Source organism: Pedobacter sp. GW822-FHT03F06 (assembly GCF_058801365.1).
In genome coordinates this window covers 115,860-133,313 of sequence record NZ_JBXANE010000011.1, presented here as the reverse complement: position 1 = coordinate 133,313, position 17,454 = coordinate 115,860, and the positions used below count along the sequence as shown (strand labels likewise).

15 protein-coding genes are annotated in these 17,454 nt (G+C 39.1%); 7 read left to right on the top strand and 8 right to left on the bottom strand.

Annotation, left to right across the window (positions count from 1 at the left end):
- The first annotated feature begins 1,136 nt into the window (after positions 1 to 1,136).
- The 4 genes from AC1RJ8_RS19100 to AC1RJ8_RS19085 all read left to right on the top strand — a co-directional run bounded on the left by AC1RJ8_RS19100 (position 1,137) and on the right by AC1RJ8_RS19085 (position 4,403).
- Positions 1,137 to 1,970 (top strand): SDR family NAD(P)-dependent oxidoreductase, encoded by an 834-nt coding sequence (locus AC1RJ8_RS19100; protein ID WP_492955153.1) that lies wholly within the window; start codon positions 1,137 to 1,139, stop codon positions 1,968 to 1,970.
- Between the two features lie 18 nt (positions 1,971 to 1,988).
- Positions 1,989 to 2,909: an AraC family transcriptional regulator gene (locus AC1RJ8_RS19095; RefSeq protein WP_492955154.1), complete on the top strand. Its 921-nt coding sequence runs from the start codon at positions 1,989 to 1,991 to the stop codon at positions 2,907 to 2,909.
- A gap of 73 nt (positions 2,910 to 2,982) precedes the next feature.
- Positions 2,983 to 3,564: a TetR/AcrR family transcriptional regulator gene (locus tag AC1RJ8_RS19090; protein WP_492955155.1), complete on the top strand. Its 582-nt coding sequence runs from the start codon at positions 2,983 to 2,985 to the stop codon at positions 3,562 to 3,564.
- Positions 3,565 to 3,611: 47 nt separating this feature from the next.
- Positions 3,612 to 4,403 (top strand): SDR family NAD(P)-dependent oxidoreductase, encoded by a 792-nt coding sequence (locus AC1RJ8_RS19085; RefSeq protein WP_492955156.1) that lies wholly within the window; start codon positions 3,612 to 3,614, stop codon positions 4,401 to 4,403.
- A 397-nt stretch (positions 4,404 to 4,800) separates the two neighbouring features.
- Here the strand turns inward: AC1RJ8_RS19085 and AC1RJ8_RS19080 are convergent, their stop codons facing one another.
- From AC1RJ8_RS19080 to AC1RJ8_RS19055, 6 genes are all read right to left on the bottom strand, one after another.
- On the bottom strand, positions 4,801 to 5,787 hold the full coding sequence (locus tag AC1RJ8_RS19080; RefSeq protein WP_492955157.1) for a hypothetical protein: 987 nt from the start codon (positions 5,785 to 5,787) through the stop codon (positions 4,801 to 4,803).
- Positions 5,788 to 5,853: 66 nt separating this feature from the next.
- Positions 5,854 to 6,756 carry a CARDB domain-containing protein gene (locus AC1RJ8_RS19075; RefSeq protein ID WP_492955158.1) on the bottom strand — a complete coding sequence of 301 codons (903 nt, stop codon included), beginning with the start codon at positions 6,754 to 6,756 and terminating at the stop codon, positions 5,854 to 5,856.
- Between the two features lie 166 nt (positions 6,757 to 6,922).
- Positions 6,923 to 8,284: a hypothetical protein gene (locus AC1RJ8_RS19070; protein WP_492955159.1), complete on the bottom strand. Its 1,362-nt coding sequence runs from the start codon at positions 8,282 to 8,284 to the stop codon at positions 6,923 to 6,925.
- A 6-nt stretch (positions 8,285 to 8,290) separates the two neighbouring features.
- Positions 8,291 to 10,216, bottom strand: coding sequence for a hypothetical protein (locus AC1RJ8_RS19065; RefSeq protein ID WP_492955160.1), 1,926 nt, complete (start codon positions 10,214 to 10,216; stop codon positions 8,291 to 8,293).
- 27 nt (positions 10,217 to 10,243) lie between these two features.
- Positions 10,244 to 12,394: a tetratricopeptide repeat protein gene (locus AC1RJ8_RS19060; RefSeq protein ID WP_493008058.1), complete on the bottom strand. Its 2,151-nt coding sequence runs from the start codon at positions 12,392 to 12,394 to the stop codon at positions 10,244 to 10,246.
- A 97-nt stretch (positions 12,395 to 12,491) separates the two neighbouring features.
- Positions 12,492 to 12,779 (bottom strand): hypothetical protein, encoded by a 288-nt coding sequence (locus tag AC1RJ8_RS19055; RefSeq protein ID WP_492955162.1) that lies wholly within the window; start codon positions 12,777 to 12,779, stop codon positions 12,492 to 12,494.
- 226 nt (positions 12,780 to 13,005) lie between these two features.
- On the opposite strand from AC1RJ8_RS19055, the gene AC1RJ8_RS19050 reads away from it, so the two are divergent.
- Positions 13,006 to 14,943, top strand: a complete 1,938-nt coding sequence (locus AC1RJ8_RS19050; protein ID WP_492955163.1) for a sensor histidine kinase — start codon at positions 13,006 to 13,008, stop codon at positions 14,941 to 14,943.
- A complete protein-coding gene (locus AC1RJ8_RS19045) occupies positions 14,940 to 15,557 on the top strand; it encodes a response regulator (protein ID WP_492955164.1) in 618 nt (205 codons plus the stop codon). The genes AC1RJ8_RS19050 and AC1RJ8_RS19045 overlap by 4 nt, the downstream gene beginning before the upstream one ends.
- A gap of 147 nt (positions 15,558 to 15,704) precedes the next feature.
- Here AC1RJ8_RS19045 and AC1RJ8_RS19040 read toward each other — a convergent pair whose 3' ends face one another.
- Positions 15,705 to 16,028, bottom strand: coding sequence for a Cif family virulence factor (locus tag AC1RJ8_RS19040; RefSeq protein ID WP_492955165.1), 324 nt, complete (start codon positions 16,026 to 16,028; stop codon positions 15,705 to 15,707).
- 138 nt (positions 16,029 to 16,166) lie between these two features.
- On the opposite strand from AC1RJ8_RS19040, the gene AC1RJ8_RS19035 reads away from it, so the two are divergent.
- A complete protein-coding gene (locus AC1RJ8_RS19035; protein ID WP_492955166.1) occupies positions 16,167 to 16,532 on the top strand; it encodes a winged helix-turn-helix transcriptional regulator in 366 nt (121 codons plus the stop codon).
- Between the two features lie 99 nt (positions 16,533 to 16,631).
- On the opposite strand, the gene AC1RJ8_RS19030 is transcribed toward AC1RJ8_RS19035, so the two are convergent.
- Entirely contained in the window at positions 16,632 to 17,426 is a 795-nt protein-coding gene (locus AC1RJ8_RS19030; protein WP_492955167.1) for an SDR family oxidoreductase, read from the bottom strand.
- Positions 17,427 to 17,454: the final 28 nt, after the last annotated feature.

The following is a 17,454-nucleotide window of genomic DNA, read 5'->3' as shown; positions in this document are numbered from 1 at the left end:
CACTAGTGTCAAGATAAATGAGACTAATCTGAATAAGATGTAGGTAACATTAGTAACAAAACTGTCGAGCTGCCTGCTACCAGTCGATACTATACGGAATTTATCAAAAAGGTCTGCAGATTTGAATAGGATAATGAAAATTGACAAGCAAAATGGTACTGTCAGATAATAGTACCAATTCACTAGGTCTAAGTTTATGATTTGGGATTTAACAAACCCTGTTTTTAGGAAATCAAACGATTCATATAAATCGAAAGTAACATAAGACATAGCAAACAGTATGCTTAGCTTAGCGATATTAAATAAGGTTTTGACACCAATTAAATGATAAATGCGCTCGCTAAAGGAACCGTAATTCCTTAAGTGTATTTCGGAGTAAAATTCAATTGCTACAATAATTGAAGTGAAAAATAAAAGATTGCTGAAGTTTGTCATAGAGGTTAATCAGTCAGCTAAGATATTACAAATCTATTATTTAAACCATATGTTGGATTTATTCAACATATGGTAAAGAGACTGTTTGCTTATATCTATATAATTAGCGTTAGATATCTAATTGACTCTGTTGGCAAGTTTAATAATTATTTGCAAAATTATTTTTCTCCAATTATGCCAACTTTTTTGTTCTAAAATAGTCCTGTCAAGGTATCTGTTATCTTGACAGGACTAAATTTTTCGAGAATTTTATATGAAATTTTTTCTCGCTAAATCTTCAATAATTGGCTGTATCAGCATCAAGAAACGCTTTAAATGTTCAAAATAAACCTCCTGATCGGTACTAACCGTACTTTGATTTGTTCAAAGTACGGTTTTTTAATGTCAAATTAGTCTTCTATGCTATCTCAGCCTTGTTCAAAATATTCCTTCTAAAGGTTTTTACAATTACGGGCGATTAGAAGATTGTGTTTAAACATCTTTTATTCAAAGATCACAGGTGCAGAATGTTGCATTAAAAACTTCTCGTTTATAATGGGGTATAGTTAGATGACTACCAATGGATGGTTGTAGCGCTCAGCTAAAACTCAGTCATTCATCTTGAATTCACTGATCCTGAAATTGGATACATATGTCTGTAAAATGGATACTTTTACCAGTCCGTGTTCGCCGAATTTTGTGTCACAATCAAAATTAAAAAAATGAATACACAAAAAGTATGGTTTATCACAGGTGCATCCAAAGGGATGGGGCTTGAAACTGCCAAACTCGTATTGGCAAACGGCGACAAATTGGTAGCTACTTCAAGGAATGTTAACGAACTCATGAGCAGCCTCGGCGAAGCTAGCGAAAACTTTCTTCCTCTGGCATTAGATATTACTAACGACGGAGCCGTTAGCGATGCCATATTCAAAAGCATTGTGCATTTTGGAAGGTTAGACGTGGTAATAAACAATGCCGGCTATTATCTGGTGGGGAGCTTGGAAGAAATTTCTGAAGAAGAATTTCGTAAAACGCAGGAGGTTAACGTTTTTGGAACAGTGAACACTATTCGTCATGTGCTACCGTACCTCCGAAAACAGCAATCTGGACACATCATTAACATTGCTTCAAATATGGGTTACATGGGTTACGCCAATACCGGAAGTTACAATGCGGCCAAATTTGCTGTTGTAGGTCTTTCAGAAGCATTGGCACAAGAAGTCAAACCCTTTGGCATTAAGGTTACTGTGGTGGCTCCAGGTATGTTCCGTACTAATTTCATGTCTGATCATACGCTGGTTGTGGCCAAAAAAAATGTGATCGGTTACGGTAAAAAAGAGCATGCAGCTATGTTGAGCAGTTTTAACGGACACCAACCAGGCGATCCGAAAAAACTGGCACAAGCACTGAATGCAATCGTAAAAGCAGAAGAACCTCCTGTTCACCTTGTACTTGGACCAGACAGCTATAGCTCTATCCTGGAACACCGGAATAAGGAGCAAGCTGAAATGGAACAATGGAAACACCTGTCACTTTCCACCAACTTCGATTAATTGATTAAATTTGAGGAAATGAAGAAGACAGATCAATCACCTTACCAGATCAGTTCGATTTCTGAACTGCACCGTTTATTTGCACTTTCAAAGCCCGATCATCCTTTGGTAAGTGTGATTGATTTTGCACTCCTGAGCTACAAACACAGTGATGTATGGAAGCATTTTACGAATGATTTCTACTGTATAGCCATAAAAACTGGTACAAACGGCAAATTCCGTTACGGGCAACAGGATTACGATTTTGAAGAAGGGATCATGACATTCACTAAACCAGGACAGGTGTTCTCGGTACGAGAAACAGATGGAAAACCGGTTAATGGCTACATGCTCGTATTTAAGCCAGCGCTCATCCAGAATTATCCCTTAGCGAAGCGTATTAAAGATTACGGTTTTTTCTCATATTCGGTTGCAGAGGCACTTCATTTATCGGTAAAAGAAGAAGAAGTTATTTTCTCCCTCCTGAAACAAATGCAGCAGGAGCTAAAAAACAGTATCGATCAATATAGCCAGGATGTAATGGTTTCGCATGTAGAGCTACTGCTTAGTTACTCAAATCGCTTTTACAACAGGCAGTTCATTACCAGAAAGGCTGTACATCACGATCTTTTAACAAGGTTAGAAGAAATCCTTACGGGCTATTTTGAAAACGATAAAAAGCCTGTGCTTACGCTTCCCAGTGTCAAAATACTTGCCGATGAGCTTAACCTTTCTGCCAATTACTTAAGTGATATGTTGCGTAGCCTCACCGGACAAAGCACCCTGCAGTATATCCACAATCATATCATCGAGGCAGCAAAAGTTTTACTTTCTACAACAAGCCTTAATATTAGCGAAATTGCTTACCGCTTTGGATTTGAGTATCCTCAGTCTTTTAATAAGTTATTTAAGAAAAAAACCATGCAAACTCCTTTGCAGTATCGGCAATCATTTAATTAATTCAGCCCATTTTTTTGGATAACCAGTTGAATTTTTTACTTTTGTATTGATCAATACAAAAATGGTTATATCAATGAAAGGAAGACCTACATTATTTGAAAATACCGAGTTGGTGAGCAAAGCGCAACAGATTTTCTGGGAAAAAGGATATACGGCGACCTCGCTAAACGATTTGTTGACCGCTACCGGAGTAGGTTCCGGTAGCTTTTACAACAGCTTTAAAGGAGGGAAGAAGGAAGTTTTCAGCGCCGCAATTCAACAGCGGAGGGAAGCATTTAATGATTTCAGAAAAATACTGGAAAGAAGCGAGTTTCCACTGGCCTTGATAAAAGACTTTTTCAGGAGTATAGCCAAAGCAAACCAAACAGATCATTTTAGAGGTTGTATCATAGCAAACACAGTTGTAGAAATGACTTTTATTGATGATGAGCTGGAGGCAGATGCCATTCGAATACTAAAAGATGTTGAGCAGATGTTTGTGAGCGCAATTGAAAGAGAAAAGGAATTCGGTCACCTGCAAAACCCATTATCATCGCAAGTTTTGGGTAGATACCTGATCACTTTCTGGTGTGGCCTTAATACCCTCAGAAGAATTTATCCTGATGAAAAAGTACTTGCAGCGCAGGTAGAAATGCAGTTGGAGGTTATAGGTTAAATTTTTTTGACTAATTATGTATTGATCGATACAAAAATAAAAATAAGATGGATTTAAAATTAAAAGGAAAAAGGGCGTTTATCAGTGGCGCGACACAGGGAATTGGATTTGCCATTGCGCAGCAATTATTGGCCGAAGAGGTTGAGGTCATTATAAACGGTCGTGAAGAAACAAAAATGAATGATGCAGTTGCGGCGTTACAAAAACAATTTCCAAATGCGATTGTATCAGGGATCGCAGCTGATTTTTCTGTTAAAGCACAGATAGAAGCCCTGTTAAGTCAATTAAATGATATCGATATTCTGATTAACAATGTCGGGATTTTTGACCTGAAAGATTTTGCGCAAACTACCGATAACGATTGGTATCACATGTTTGAGATCAATGTCATGAGCAGCGTAAGATTATCAAGGGCATTATTGCCGAAGATGCTCAGCAAGAACAGGGGAAGGATTATTTTTATTAGCAGTGAGTCGGGTGTTAATGTTCCGGATAATATGATACACTACGGAATGACCAAAGCCGCAATGATGTCTGTGAGCAATGGCTTATCAAAATTAACCAAAGGTACAGAGGTTACAGTAAATACTATTTTAGGCGGGCCGACTTATTCTGATGGCGTAGCTAAAACCGTTGAACATATTGCAGGTATACAAAATAGGAGTGTGGAGCAGTTAAAAGCGGGCATCATGCAGCAAACTAACCCTCATTCGCTGTTAGGACGCTTTATTGACCCGGCAGAAATTGCCAACCTGGCTGCCTATCTTTCCAGTCCGTTGTCGTTAGCTACAAATGGAGCTAGCTTGAGGGCTGACGGTGGTGTTTTGAAGACGCTTTGATCTTATTTTCAATAGTTAATTCAAATAAAGTATTAGTTTTATTATGTGAACCTTGAGGTGATATAAACTTCAATATAAACCAAAACTACATCTCTCATATTTGCCAACTTTTTGTTCTAAAATAGGCCTGTCAAGGTACACATGTTCTGACAAGACCTTGTTTTATAGAAAAACTAAATGAAATTTTTCAGTTCCAAATCCTCAATTATAGGTTCTATGAGCAATAAAAAGCGATTTAAATATTCAAAGTATTCCTGCTGATCGGTATCGGAAGTCAAAATAAAGAGTACAACTGCCTGATAATTAGTTTTTTGTACTCTTTATTTTTATCGAATTTTATCTTTGGATACAAAAATAGATGTTTAATTAATTGATAATCAATTGTCTGCTTACAATCCTATTTTAAACCAGGTGGATTATCGATAAGCGATGCAAGTTTTCTAAAGCTATAATGAAACGCATAAGGGTCATCGGGTGCATTAAACTTTCCACCATCTCTTTGGGTAGGTTTAGATGCACTAAGCACTATGGTATTGCTGTAGTTTGGGTCTTCTATTATTTTAAAAGTATAGGTTACTTTTTCTAATTTATGATTAAGTGCTTTTATATATTTGCCCCATTCTAAAGAGCTTGCCTTCTTTTCCCAAAATCCTCCTCTTCCATTTTTTGGTGTAATGGTTAGCGCATTGCCTTTTAAAATATAAGTGCCCGTTTCGTAGCTAAAAAGGATATCCTTTGTTTTAGTAATCCACTGCTTATTTCTATATATGTAAGTGCCATCCTTGTTAAAAGTATATTCCTTTCTAAGGTAACCTGCTGTGTATTGGGGCACACCATTAAAACTTCTTCCTGCACTTTCTAAACTATAATCTGTCCAAAGCCCAACAATAGCAGAGGCATTATTTTCTGCGCTTGGTATGGTAGAAATATTTGCTGTGCTAATAGTTAGCGAACCAAGCAGCGATTGATATTCTTTGAGATAAGGCATTGCTGTAGCATTGCACACTATTGCCATACAAATTTTTTGATTACTGTACACGGTAAGTATAGTCGCTACATTAGTGCCATTATATTGCCAAATACCTCTGCCACTAATTATAGACCAGCCATGCGTAAGCTTAGGTTCGGTTTTTTCTACTGACGAAATGCTTTTGCCATTTGATATCAGTTCGTTCCAATCTTTATCAAAATCGATTTTTATATCGCCTTCGCTATTTCTGTGTTTATAAATGCCTATTTGTCCCCAGCTGCCACCATCCACACGCGAGTAAGAAATGTTGCCAGCATTTTGCTTTGATGTCCAGTCCTTTGGTGGGGTATAGGTAACAATGTCGAAAGTCTCTTGTTGAGCAAAAGTGCTTATTGCATTTATTGTGAATAGCATTAAACAGAGTTTCCTTTTCATCTTTACATAAATAAATTAGGTTTTTGAAACAGGTGAATTAATGGGTTACATTGCCTTAAATTTTCGTTCTGTAGTATTGTTGTTTTCGTTCAATTCATGAATGTCTTTGATATTGTCTATTTCAATTTTGTACATGTACTCTTGAAAGCTTTTCAGTAAACTTCTCTGTCTACTGCCTTCTAGTACGATATAGCTATTTATTTCTTGTCCAGGTGTGAGCACAGCATGAGGTTGCAGTACTTTTACATCAGTGCTTAAACACTCGGCCCTTAATTCGGTACACCATACTGATCCAAGTAACCGCAAGCCATTAACGTTAACATTTAGCGCAGCAGTGCCTATGTTTTTTACTTTGTAATATATTTTATGATGAAACTCTTCTGCAGAGATGCTGGTAATTTCTACGGTAAGATCCGGAAATGCTGTAGTAGAAAGAAGGGGTCCAGCCAAGGTACTTGTTAAAGTTTCCATTATATCTGTATAACCAATAATGGGGGCAGTAGCAAGATTATTGCTTTCATTGTGTTCTGCAACGCTATTGGTTTCGTCGGCTTTTAGCTGGTAGGTATAGGCTGTATTTTTAATTAACTTTTTTGTTGGGGTAAACCCTATTTTAAATTGTATTTCGGCCCCAGGTTCCAGTGAGCCTTGATCTACCAATTTAGTGCCACCACCAGCTTGTATAAATTGGCCGTTAGCAGATACAATACTGCCCTGCATGGTAATATTACTTAGATCTACATTGGCTGCACCAGTGTTTTTTAAAGTACAATTGATGTGATAATTACCTTTGTCGTGTTCGATACTGCTAATGCTTACCTGCAAATCTGGTAAGGCAATTTGTCTCGTTACTAAAGGTCGGTTTATGTTTACCATCGTTTTTTGCTGAGCATTTATACTGGTAAAAAGCAATAGAAATAACGATAGTAGGCTTGTTAATTTTTTCATTTGAATAAATTGTTTTTAAGTGGTAATGAAGCTTCGATAAGCTCTTATTCATCTCTGTTTGTAAGCGGCGGCTTATCGGGGTTTATAAGATTATCGATTAAGTTGCATAATGATATAAAGTTAATTCGCTGTTAACTGGGTTGCTATCCTGTAAAAAGGGGATTTTTTAATGTTGTTTTACCAATGCTTTTATGGTGTTGTTGTTATCAGTAAGCACCAATATTCGTCCGCCTTTTATAGCCTCAAACTGGCAATTAAATGTTTCTAACTGACCTTTAAAACGGTTGGTAAAAGTGATCTTCCAATCTTTAACTTCGTACTTGCCATTATATTTTTGCGTAGAGAAACCCATGTTGCCAACTTGGCCCGACGCACCCGAATGCTGACTGCTGTAATGGTTTGCCTCTAAAAAGTTAAATTCGTCTGAAGTGGCAGTTGCTGTACTACCTGCGTAACGGCCACTGCTTACATAATAATAAGAGAGTGATGCAAAATCTGACGATGACCATTTGCCGGCAAGATCTGTGTTAGCCACCGCAAATTTGTTACGCCATTGCATCTTGGCAAGTTTATCCCAAGATTTGCTCTGTTCAAGGTAATCCCAACTGGAGGTGTTGATGTAATTATTGCCAAATTCGTTTTCAAAATCAGTTTTACTATTGGTAACTACTTCCAAATACCGTCCGTTTCCCTGTTGGTAATGTTTTTTATAGAATACAATGAAAACATTTTTGCCAGTTTGTTTTTCAACCCCATTGGCCATTAGAAAAGTAATGGATGGCGAGCCCTGCAGGCCTCTTTGCTGAAAGTTGGTGATGTTTTGATATCGCGGTGCTATCAATGCATTCCAGGCATGCTCATCGCCTTTAAGTTTATCAAAATTATGCTCATCTGCCTGTTGGTTAGGATAATGGATAAAAATGCGTGTACCAGGTTTGGTAACCTCAACCCAGTCTGTTTTGCTGGCGCTTATCCAGCCGTCATCAAAATTGGTAGTATCATATTTAAATTGCCCATTTACAGTATGGTATGTTTGATTTGGACTTATTTCATTTCTTTCGATGGGTTGAAACGTTTGCAATAAATGCTGAAAATCTTGCAGATATGGCAATGCAGTTGAATTACACATGGCACTTAAATATACTTTCCCGTTACTAAACGTAGTGAGGATGGTAGATACATTAGCGCCATTGTACTTCCAAATGCCGCTTCTGCTAATTACAACCCAATTGTTTAGCGTATCTGGTTTAGCTTTTTCTTCATTTTCTACAGCTTTTAAGCCCAATACTAATCCGTTCCATTCCTTTTCGTTATCGGTTTCGGCATCTCCCGTGCTTACAGCACTTTTGTAAATCACGATTTGCCCCCAGCTATTGCCATCAATTTTTGAGTAGACCAAATGGTTGTCGGTAAGTTCTTTTTTCCAGTTTTTTGGTGTCGTATAAGAGACGATATCGAAGGTTTCGTTTTGCCCACATGCCTGCATTGTAAACAATAAGCAGATCATAAAAAATGAGATATGTTTCATAGTGGATTATAATTTCTTGATATGAATATTGCTGATGTAGAACTGATTTTTTTCGTTCACGTAAAAATTGAGATCCTTTAAGACCATGCTGGGTGAAAAAGCTGTGTTGCATTCGTACACCTTGCTGTTGTTGCACCTGATCAATATGCTTTCCCCTTTTTTTTGTAGGCTCACGGTAGCTTGATTAACTGGCTTGCTGCCAGTGAAACCGGACAGAGAATAATAGTTGGAGACCTTACAGGTTGTCAATCCGTTAATCATTATCCAGCCAGCGGCATCTGACCGGTTCATATCACCTGGTGACACATTTAAGATGATATTTTTTTCTCCGGCATTGCCTGAAAACTTTAGCTGCACGTCAATTCCTGGTGTGCCCCATGGCACATCGCCCTTTTGCACCAGAAGATCATAGCTTAGCTCAAAATCTCCATTTATATTTTGCGGAAAATTTTTCGGAGCTGCATTTCTTTTCAACCTTAACCACTTGCCTTCAGCCTTATCTAGTGTAGCTACTACTGGTTGTTCGCCAGAAACTTCGCTTCGTTGGGTTTTCCAGTCTTGCGGTGAGGAGCCAACAGCTGTACTGGAAAAATCTTCAAAGAACAATACAGTTTTATCAGCAGCATTTTTCTTTGCTGCGGCAGAAAGTTCTGACGCCGCCGAGGCTCGCTGCTCCTTTTCTTTAAAGGCTAATCCAAGCGGTTGATATGGCTCAATCACTTTATCCTTTCCAAAAAAATAACGATATACGTAGTCATAATTAAAACGGTTGACAAAATTATCCATCAGTTGCACAGCACCGCCATATCCCGCATTAATAGGTCCATCCAGCTTGAACACGAGCCATTGCGGACCGCTGGTAGCGCAATCTTCTTTTACTCCTTTTTTTAACCGAAGCAATGGGTAATTGGTAGAGGAAGAAACTGCTTTTCCCCATCTGTCAAGGTTTTGAGTGTTTTTTTCGGTCTGTATCCAGTTAGGTAATTTTCCACTGCTACCGATATTGGCTAAATCAATGATATCTATCTGTCGTTCAATAGTATTAAAATATACGAATTTATTTTCCTGTTGCTTTAGCTGTTCTTTTAATACCTGCATTCCTTTTTTTGCGTTTTCCAGGTAGTTTTCATAAATCAGCTTTCGGTTTACTGCAAATTGATGTAGCTTGGGAAACTGACTTTCTAATTGCCGTAAAAGTTCAGCTACTGTAACTTGCTCAAAAGGAAGTGGCTGCCTGTTCCTCGTCATAATTACCACGTAAGATAATTGGTTGCCTACCGGGAACAGATAATGACGATAAGGTTGCAGGTTCGGGCTGCCTGTAAAATTTCTATAAGCAGTCATTTCATCGAGCCAGTCTTTTTCATATTCCCCTTTTTGCCCAACGGTATAATCAGGCATGGTACAATAATAGTCGGTAGGAGTAGAAAGCGCAATTACCTGTTTGGTAATCAATTCTACGTTGTTCGCCATGATGTCAAGCCGGGTATAACAATGGTTTCCTGGTGTTGGAAAGAATTTATGTGTGCTTGTTTTAGATAAGCATAGATGAAACTTAGCCAGCGCCCCATAGGAATTGGGGAGTGCGGAGCGGTTGTCTTTTTCAGCCTCATCTGCACCATAATATTTTGTGCCTTTGTATTTGGAAGCAGGGGGTCTAAACAGGTCCAGTTTGAGCTCGCCTAATAGTCCGATAGGTGTATAGGTTTGTTGCAACCAAGTACCAATTTTTCTGCCCATATCAGTTTGGTTTACAGGATAGCTCCAACCATTTTCAGTAATGGGTTTGGCGGGTTCGTTTTTTAGAGGATTTAACCATCCGATTTCAATATGTTCAAAATCCTTTTTATCGTACATTCCGCGACTGTCAACCTGCTGGGCATTTGCGAAAGAAAAAGTAAACAGGGCAACAAGCAAAGCTTTAGTTTTCATATTCCTATTTGTTTAATGATTGATATTTTACCACTGCCTGATGATGATTCCTTTGGCGATACCGGTACCAGTTACCGAGCCATGACCACTGATAAGGCTGATTTGTTTCTGTATTCCGGCTTCTAATTCCTGTTTGCCTATGCCCGCTTTTACGGTTGCAGAGGAGGTGGCCGTAAAATCGCCTACGCCTGCTTTTTTACTCATTTCCAACTCGAACTCCTGTTTTACGGTAAGTTCACCGCTAATGGGTTCCTCATCCACACCAGCCGAGCCTTCTACACTTGCATTTGCGGTTCCTTTCCAGTCTTTCAGCTCATTATTTTCATCCAGTTCATAGGTAAAATCGCTGCCAATGGCTCCTTTAATTTCCAGCGGACCAAGCTTTCCTTTGGCGTTTGCGCCCGATTTTATTTTTACTGTGCTGCCAATGTATGTGTTGCCCAGGTGTTTGAAGGTAATTGCGTTATCATTAAATTCAATGGTCATGCTGCTATGGCTACAATTAAACTTGTACGTTACATAGCCTAAGTCAACTTCGGCCTTGTAATTACAGGCCACATCATCAAACTCCGCCAGTTTACCTGGCTTTGCTTCTGCTTTCTCTTCACAGTCTGCATAGGCGTTTTTATAATCCTGCATATCCAAAGGTTGAAGCTCCCTGTTTTTCTGCAGCCAGAAAAGTTGAAATTGCAGTTCAATTATTTTGAAGGAATGAATATCCAAACTGGTATACTGTGCCCAGTACGCAAAGTCATTGGCATAATGTTTAAAAAGCGTGAGGGCCTCTTCATCATATTCTTTCTTCCTGGTGTTCAACTCTTTCAACATCGCATTGATGGCGTCCCGATGTGCTGTGCAGGGAGCTTCTGGCGGAGGTATTTTTTTGTTTTTTCTAATCGCGGTAAGGTCAGTTTGAAGTTTCATATAGCTTTCGGTAAGCTTTTTCATTTTTGCAGCGTAATATTTTTCTAACTGCTGCACTTGTAAGCCAGCTTTGCGGGCGTGCAATGGCTCCATATTTATTGGAGTGGCCACACCTGTGTTAATAGTTTGTTGAATTGTGCCCATTACTTTACCTGTCGTTGTAGATATGTATTTTGCATACAATGCTGTTTCATCTGCCAGTTCTTTTTCTGCTTTTGCAATGGCTGTTGCTATACCATTGTTAAATTGCTCCCACATAGGCAACAACGCATTTATTTCTGCAATACTATTGGGATAGTCGGGGCGTTTGGTGTTGCCTAGCCCCAACGGATCGGAGCTGGGTTTGAACGGAACTCTTAAGTTGATGCTGCTTATCTTTTCTCCCAGCTTTGCCAGCTTCTCTTCTTTTTCCCTTGTGTAAGCATGTTTGATAGACTTCCTGACAAGTTCTGCAGCTTTTTTTGTATTGCCTTTGCTTTCTTCAATGGCTGCCTGCGTTAAGGTTGCCTGCGGATGATGTACGTATACATCAGTAACACTATCCAAGTAGTTTTCTGCTTTTTGCAGTTCGCCCAGTCCAAACCATGCCTGCCCAAGGTTGTTCATGACTGTGGTGTTTTTAGGAAAACTTTTATGAAGATATTCTAAGATTGGGATAGCTAAGTGCTCGCCATTTAACATCGTAAGCGCTGCAGTATAATTACTCAGTGCATTATACTGTGCTGGATAATCGGTACATACTTTACCAAGCAGATAAACAGCTAATTCCGGGTGGCCACTCGCCCAAAATGCACTGGCCATTGCATCGGCGTCTTCGCCATTTTTTGTTTTTGCTTTAATTTTACTATACACCTTATCAGCCAGCATAACTGTATTTGCTTCTAAAGCAACGCTAAGTTTTGTCTGTATAGCTTTTACATATGCAGAAATCCGAGCAGCGTTTACGCCCTTTGCAATTGCTGCAATTCTAACAGCATCCTTTTTTGGTACGATAAGCTTATCATCTTCCCACGCTTTGGCAAGTTTCTTGTCTGATATGGCAGGCATATTTTTAACCGCCTTGTTCATATCGGGCATTTTAATACCTAGGCTATCCATCATCTTTTTATCTTCAGGGCTCATCTCTTTCATCATCTCATCCATCATGCCCTTTGCTTCTTTCATTGCGGCTTCCATTTCTTTTTTGGTTGGCGGCTTTTCTTTGCCCGACTTTTTTTGTGCAACAAGTAATGCAGGCAGTAATAAAAAGGCCATGAGCAGTATGGACCTAACTATTTTACAATTTTTCATCCTCATATGTCGTTGATTTTCTAAGCCTTATTGGGATCTTTTCTGGTAGTACTGTCCTGTACTATTGGTTTTTAGTTTCCGGAACGGATTTGTTCTCATTTGTTTTGTCTGAAGCGTTCTTTTTATCTTTTTTTCCTTTACCTATATCCTTCGCCATTTTTTTAATTTTTCGGGAGGAGCTGTCTACAACTTTATCTGTTGTTTTACTGATTGCCTTATCAACGGTGGCATTTATTTTCTTGTCTACTGTTGCGTTTACTTTCTCTTTTAGTTTTTTAAGAAATTGTGCTTGTACTGTAATACTTCCTGCAAGAAGCAGTATTGTCAGCATTAAATTTTTAGTTTTCATGTTGTAGGTTTTAGTTATTACGGATATGTTTTTCTCAAGGCTAATTTAGGTAGCAGTGTCAGCCGATCTTATCCTGTAAAAAGAGGATTTTTACAAAATGATTGAATTAGGGCTGACCAGGTTGTTTTCCTGGCGAAAGATATTTTGTAGCTTTAATAAAAATCCTGTAAAAAGGGGAGTACTATCAGGCTAACAATTCGGTTTATTTGTATCCATAACTAAAGCCATGTATCTAAAAAGAATTATTGCATTGATATGCTTTTTGTATGCCTTTAATTTAAATGCACAAACAAACGAAAAGGATAGTTTGCTAAAGTTACTTCGTGTTCATAGGCAAGATACAAACTGTGTTAAAACCTATTACAATTTGGCCAAATACTATGAGAAAAATAATCTGGATTCGGCCAGGCATTTTTTGAGACTCTTAGGTAACCTCGCCGAAAAATTATCATATGAACGAGGCCGCTATCTGTATCATGAACGTGTGGCCGTGGTATCGTTTACACAGGGGGCACACCATAAGGCATTAGAAGAGAGTCGAAAGGGTTTAATGATTGCACGGCATTTAAAACAACCAGGATTTGAAATAGCGATGCTCAATATGATGTCTATCTGTTATCAATATCTTGGCAGATATCAAGAGGAATTGGACTATGTTTTGCAGGCTCAGGCAAAAGCTGAAAAAGTAAAGGATACTGCCAAAATGGTTGGCCTATATATTAGTATTAGTAATGCCTATGCCGATCTTGGGCAACACCGAAAATCCCTGGATGCAGGATTGACGGGACTGCGTCTTAGGAAGCGGTACAATATTACTGCTGGCTATGTGAACCGACTATATGCAGGCATTGCCCAGGAATATGAAATACTGGGATTACCCGACAGTGCAATTTATTTTTATGACAAGGCGCTCAGTTCTTCAAAGCAGCTAAACGACCGCTTTGCCGAAGCAAGCATCTATAAGTACATTACTAATTTTTATTCTTCTTTAGGTAAGTATGATAAAATGCGGGAAATGGCTGCACATTCCCTTACGCTTGCCAAGGAAATGAATAGCCGTCAGCTACTAGCCACTGCTTATTACAACCTAGCTGCTGCCCATTACTATACCAGGGACAATAGGAAAGCCCTTGCTTATGTGAAGCAGGCACTTTCTATTGCCAAAGCCGATTCCATCAGGCATGAAATGCAGAACGGTTATCGCCTGCTCTCCTACATTTCCGCCACACAGGGCGACTTCATCACTTCATCGAATGCACAACGCAAGGCAGATTCACTTGAAAGAACCGCTTTGAATGAAGAAGTGGCTAAATCTGCAGCAGATCTCGAAAAAAAATACGAAACTGAAAAAAAGGACAGTCAGATCAGGCTGCAACAAGCGGCTATCCAACAAAAAAACACCTTAAATTATATACTAATTGGCGGTGCGCTTTTGTTGATCCTCATTTTCGCAATGGTATACCGCAACTACAAACACCGTCAAAAAATACAACAGCAACGCATTAACGAACTAGAAACTGAAAAGCAGCTTACTGCAACTGAGGCCGTATTAAAAGGAGAGGAGCAGGAAAGAACACGTTTGGCTAAAGATTTACACGATGGCCTGGGGGGTATGCTCTCAGGTTTAAAACACTCATTTGGACACATGCAGGGAAATTTAGTTATGACACCAGAAAATGCCATGGCATTTAATAGAAGTATGGATATGTTAGATAGTTCCATTAAAGAGATGCGCAGAATAGCTCATAATATGATGCCAGAAGCACTTGTTAAATTTGGTTTGGATACGGCTTTAAGAGATTTTTGTACAGATATAAATCTTACAGGCGCATTGCAGGTGGATTATCAATCTATTGGAATGGAAACGGCTAACCTTGATAACACAACTTCGATAACCATTTTTAGGATAGTACAAGAATTGCTTAATAACACGATTAAACACGCTTCGGCTGATACTGCCATTGTACAACTGGCCAAAAGCGATGACACCATAACAGTAACGGTAGAAGATGATGGCAAAGGATTTAACCCAGATCTATTAACCGAAACACACGGAATTGGTTGGGCCAATATGAAAAATAGGGTCGACTTTTTAAAGGGAAAAATAGATGTTAAAACTGAGCCCGATAAAGGCACGTCGGTATTAATCGAGTTCAAATTATGAATGGAGTAAGTGTGTTGATTGTAGATGATCATTACCTTGTAATTGAGGGCGTTCGTTCGTTACTGCAAAATGAAAAAAATATAGAATGGCAGGGGCATGCTACATCTAGGGAATCGTGCCTTGCCTTTTTGCAGCACCACCAACCTGATGTCATACTAATGGATATTAATTTAGGTAAAGAGAGTGGAATAGATCTTTGCAAAACGATCAAAGAAAAATACCCTGGCATACATATTTTAGGTTTGAGCACTTTTAACCAGCAAAGTTTTATTCAAAAAATAATTGAAAACGGTGCATCGGGCTATGTACTTAAAAATGCTACAAAAAACGAGTTATTAGAGGCCATATTTACGGTAAATGCAGGAAAAACTTATTTAAGTGGAGATGCATTTCAAATGCTTAGAACAAAGGAAAGTACTAAAATAATTCTAACCAGAAGAGAAAAGGAAGTGCTAGAACTTATCGCTAATGGTCTAACCAATAATGAAATTGCCATTAAACTTTTTGTTAGCGTAACTACAGTAGATACGCATCGAAAAAATCTACTTTCTAAATTTCACGCTCGTAATATTGCATCTTTGGTTAAAATGGCTGTGCAAATGGAACTAATCTAAAACCGATCAAAAAGCTAACTACCATTTTTGATGTATTCTTGCTAATGGTTCAGTCTTGTGATGGGGAATAGCAGTTAGCAATGCTGCAAAATATCTAAAGCTGTACTGCGGCATTGCTACGATTTTATGGACTCTGGAAGTTTAGCATTAGCCAGTAATCTTAAGCGATTGAATTAAACCCTGCTGAAGAACGAGGTTAAAATTAAGAATGGCCGGGCTACTTGGAAATGTTCCCGAAATCTCAGCTGTAAATACCGAACCCTTTTCATCTTCCTTATAACTAATCGGTTTTAAAGTAGTTTGATACTGTTGGTTCGAATTTTCAATCCATTTTTGAATGGCTGCTCTTCCGATATGGTTCTTTCCTTCGTCGAATACTTCGGCGTTTTCTGAGAAAAGTGAGGAATACGCTACAGCATCGTGGCTGTTTTGCGCTTCAATTAGGTTGGTTATAAATTTTGGTAAGTTCATGGTATTTATTTTTAGATTAACTTATTGTTGTACAAATTTCGGTAGTACTAGCGTGGTGCACAAGTAGGGCATTACGATTCGGATAGGGAAAAATTTATCCGTATTGTTTCGTTAATGGCCTACATGTATCTTTGTTAGATGTACGAGAAAAAAACTTTTCCCAATTTAAACTGTGGTCTCGATTTAGTTGGAGAGGTGCTTTATGGCAAATGGAAAATGCGCTTGTTGTGGTTTATCAACGAGGGTTATTTGCGCCCCAGCGAGCTGCAACGCAAAATACCAGATGCAAGTCGTAGGGTAATCAATATTCAGCTAAAGGAACTTGAGGACCATGAATTGGTTATCAGAACAATCTATCCGGTGATGCCACCAAAGGTAGAGTATTCGCTTACTGAGTTTGGCAAAACCCTGATACCGGTGATCGCCGCTATTGGAAATTGGGGAGATGCGTATCAGGACAGTTTGAAGCGTGTAATTCTGAAAGGATATCCGCAGTTGACCTGATTTTTTCTAAGTAGATATTAGCCAAATTATGCCCAGGTTGATTTCGGTCAGCGATTTAAACTTATTCCAAATGCAACCCAGGCTGGTATTGTTGTAATTTTAAACGGTGGGTATGGTGCCTCCATCAATTACAAATTCGGTTCCGGTAAGGTAACTTGCCCTTGGCGAAACAAGAAACCCAACCATTTCTGCCACATCTTCTGGCATGGCAGGTCGGCCGTATGGAATGCCGCCAAGTGCATCCATTACACTTTGTGTGGCCTGTTCTATCGAAATTGCTTTGCTCTGCGATATGCGTTCCATCATTCTCTTTGAGCTGTCTGTCATGATCCAGCCCGGAGAAACCGTTAAAACCCGAACTCCTTTTGGAGCAACTTCGTTAGAAAGTCCTTTGCTGTAATTGATCAGTCCGGCCTTTGCCGCCGCATAGGGGAGTGTGCTTTCATATAATGGAAGTTTGCCTTGAATAGATGCGATATGGATAATTACACCTGTTTTTTGTTTGATCATTTGCGGCAAAAATGCCCTGTCTAATCTTACTGGCGCTAAAAGATTGGTTTGCAATGTTTCTTCCCAGTGTCCATCGGTTAAATTAGCAAAACCACCTGCTGGAGTTTCCGAACCACCAAGGCTATTGATCAGGATATCGAGTCTGCCAAATTTTGATACTACCTCCGTTACTACTTTTGCTGTTCCATCAGGCTTGCTCAGGTCTGCCGAAATAAAATACAGCTTTTCATTGGGCGCTGCGGGCGGGTTTCTTGCAGTAATGATCACTTGTGCCCCGGCTGCCAGTAGTCTTTCGGCAATTGCTTTTCCGGCGCCTTTGGTACCGCCTGTTACCAGGGCAATCTTACCAGATAGTTCGTTGTTGAAATTAAATTCCCTTTCCATTGTATATATTTTTATACAAAATTCAGGT

Bases quoted from the DNA above. Each gene is read 5' to 3' on its own strand.
- AC1RJ8_RS19100 (WP_492955153.1), top strand. From the start codon at position 1,137: ATGAATACACAAAAAGTATGGTTTATCACAGGTGCATCCAAAGGGATG.
- AC1RJ8_RS19095 (WP_492955154.1), top strand. From the start codon at position 1,989: ATGAAGAAGACAGATCAATCACCTTACCAGATCAGTTCGATTTCTGAA.
- AC1RJ8_RS19090 (WP_492955155.1), top strand. From the start codon at position 2,983: ATGAAAGGAAGACCTACATTATTTGAAAATACCGAGTTGGTGAGCAAA.
- AC1RJ8_RS19085 (WP_492955156.1), top strand. From the start codon at position 3,612: ATGGATTTAAAATTAAAAGGAAAAAGGGCGTTTATCAGTGGCGCGACA.
- AC1RJ8_RS19080 (WP_492955157.1), bottom strand. From the start codon at position 5,787: ATGCTATTCACAATAAATGCAATAAGCACTTTTGCTCAACAAGAGACT.
- AC1RJ8_RS19075 (WP_492955158.1), bottom strand. From the start codon at position 6,756: ATGAAAAAATTAACAAGCCTACTATCGTTATTTCTATTGCTTTTTACC.
- AC1RJ8_RS19070 (WP_492955159.1), bottom strand. From the start codon at position 8,284: ATGAAACATATCTCATTTTTTATGATCTGCTTATTGTTTACAATGCAG.
- AC1RJ8_RS19065 (WP_492955160.1), bottom strand. From the start codon at position 10,216: ATGAAAACTAAAGCTTTGCTTGTTGCCCTGTTTACTTTTTCTTTCGCA.
- AC1RJ8_RS19060 (WP_493008058.1), bottom strand. From the start codon at position 12,394: ATGGCCTTTTTATTACTGCCTGCATTACTTGTTGCACAAAAAAAGTCG.
- AC1RJ8_RS19055 (WP_492955162.1), bottom strand. From the start codon at position 12,779: ATGAAAACTAAAAATTTAATGCTGACAATACTGCTTCTTGCAGGAAGT.
- AC1RJ8_RS19050 (WP_492955163.1), top strand. From the start codon at position 13,006: ATGTATCTAAAAAGAATTATTGCATTGATATGCTTTTTGTATGCCTTT.
- AC1RJ8_RS19045 (WP_492955164.1), top strand. From the start codon at position 14,940: ATGAATGGAGTAAGTGTGTTGATTGTAGATGATCATTACCTTGTAATT.
- AC1RJ8_RS19040 (WP_492955165.1), bottom strand. From the start codon at position 16,028: ATGAACTTACCAAAATTTATAACCAACCTAATTGAAGCGCAAAACAGC.
- AC1RJ8_RS19035 (WP_492955166.1), top strand. From the start codon at position 16,167: ATGTACGAGAAAAAAACTTTTCCCAATTTAAACTGTGGTCTCGATTTA.
- AC1RJ8_RS19030 (WP_492955167.1), bottom strand. From the start codon at position 17,426: ATGGAAAGGGAATTTAATTTCAACAACGAACTATCTGGTAAGATTGCC.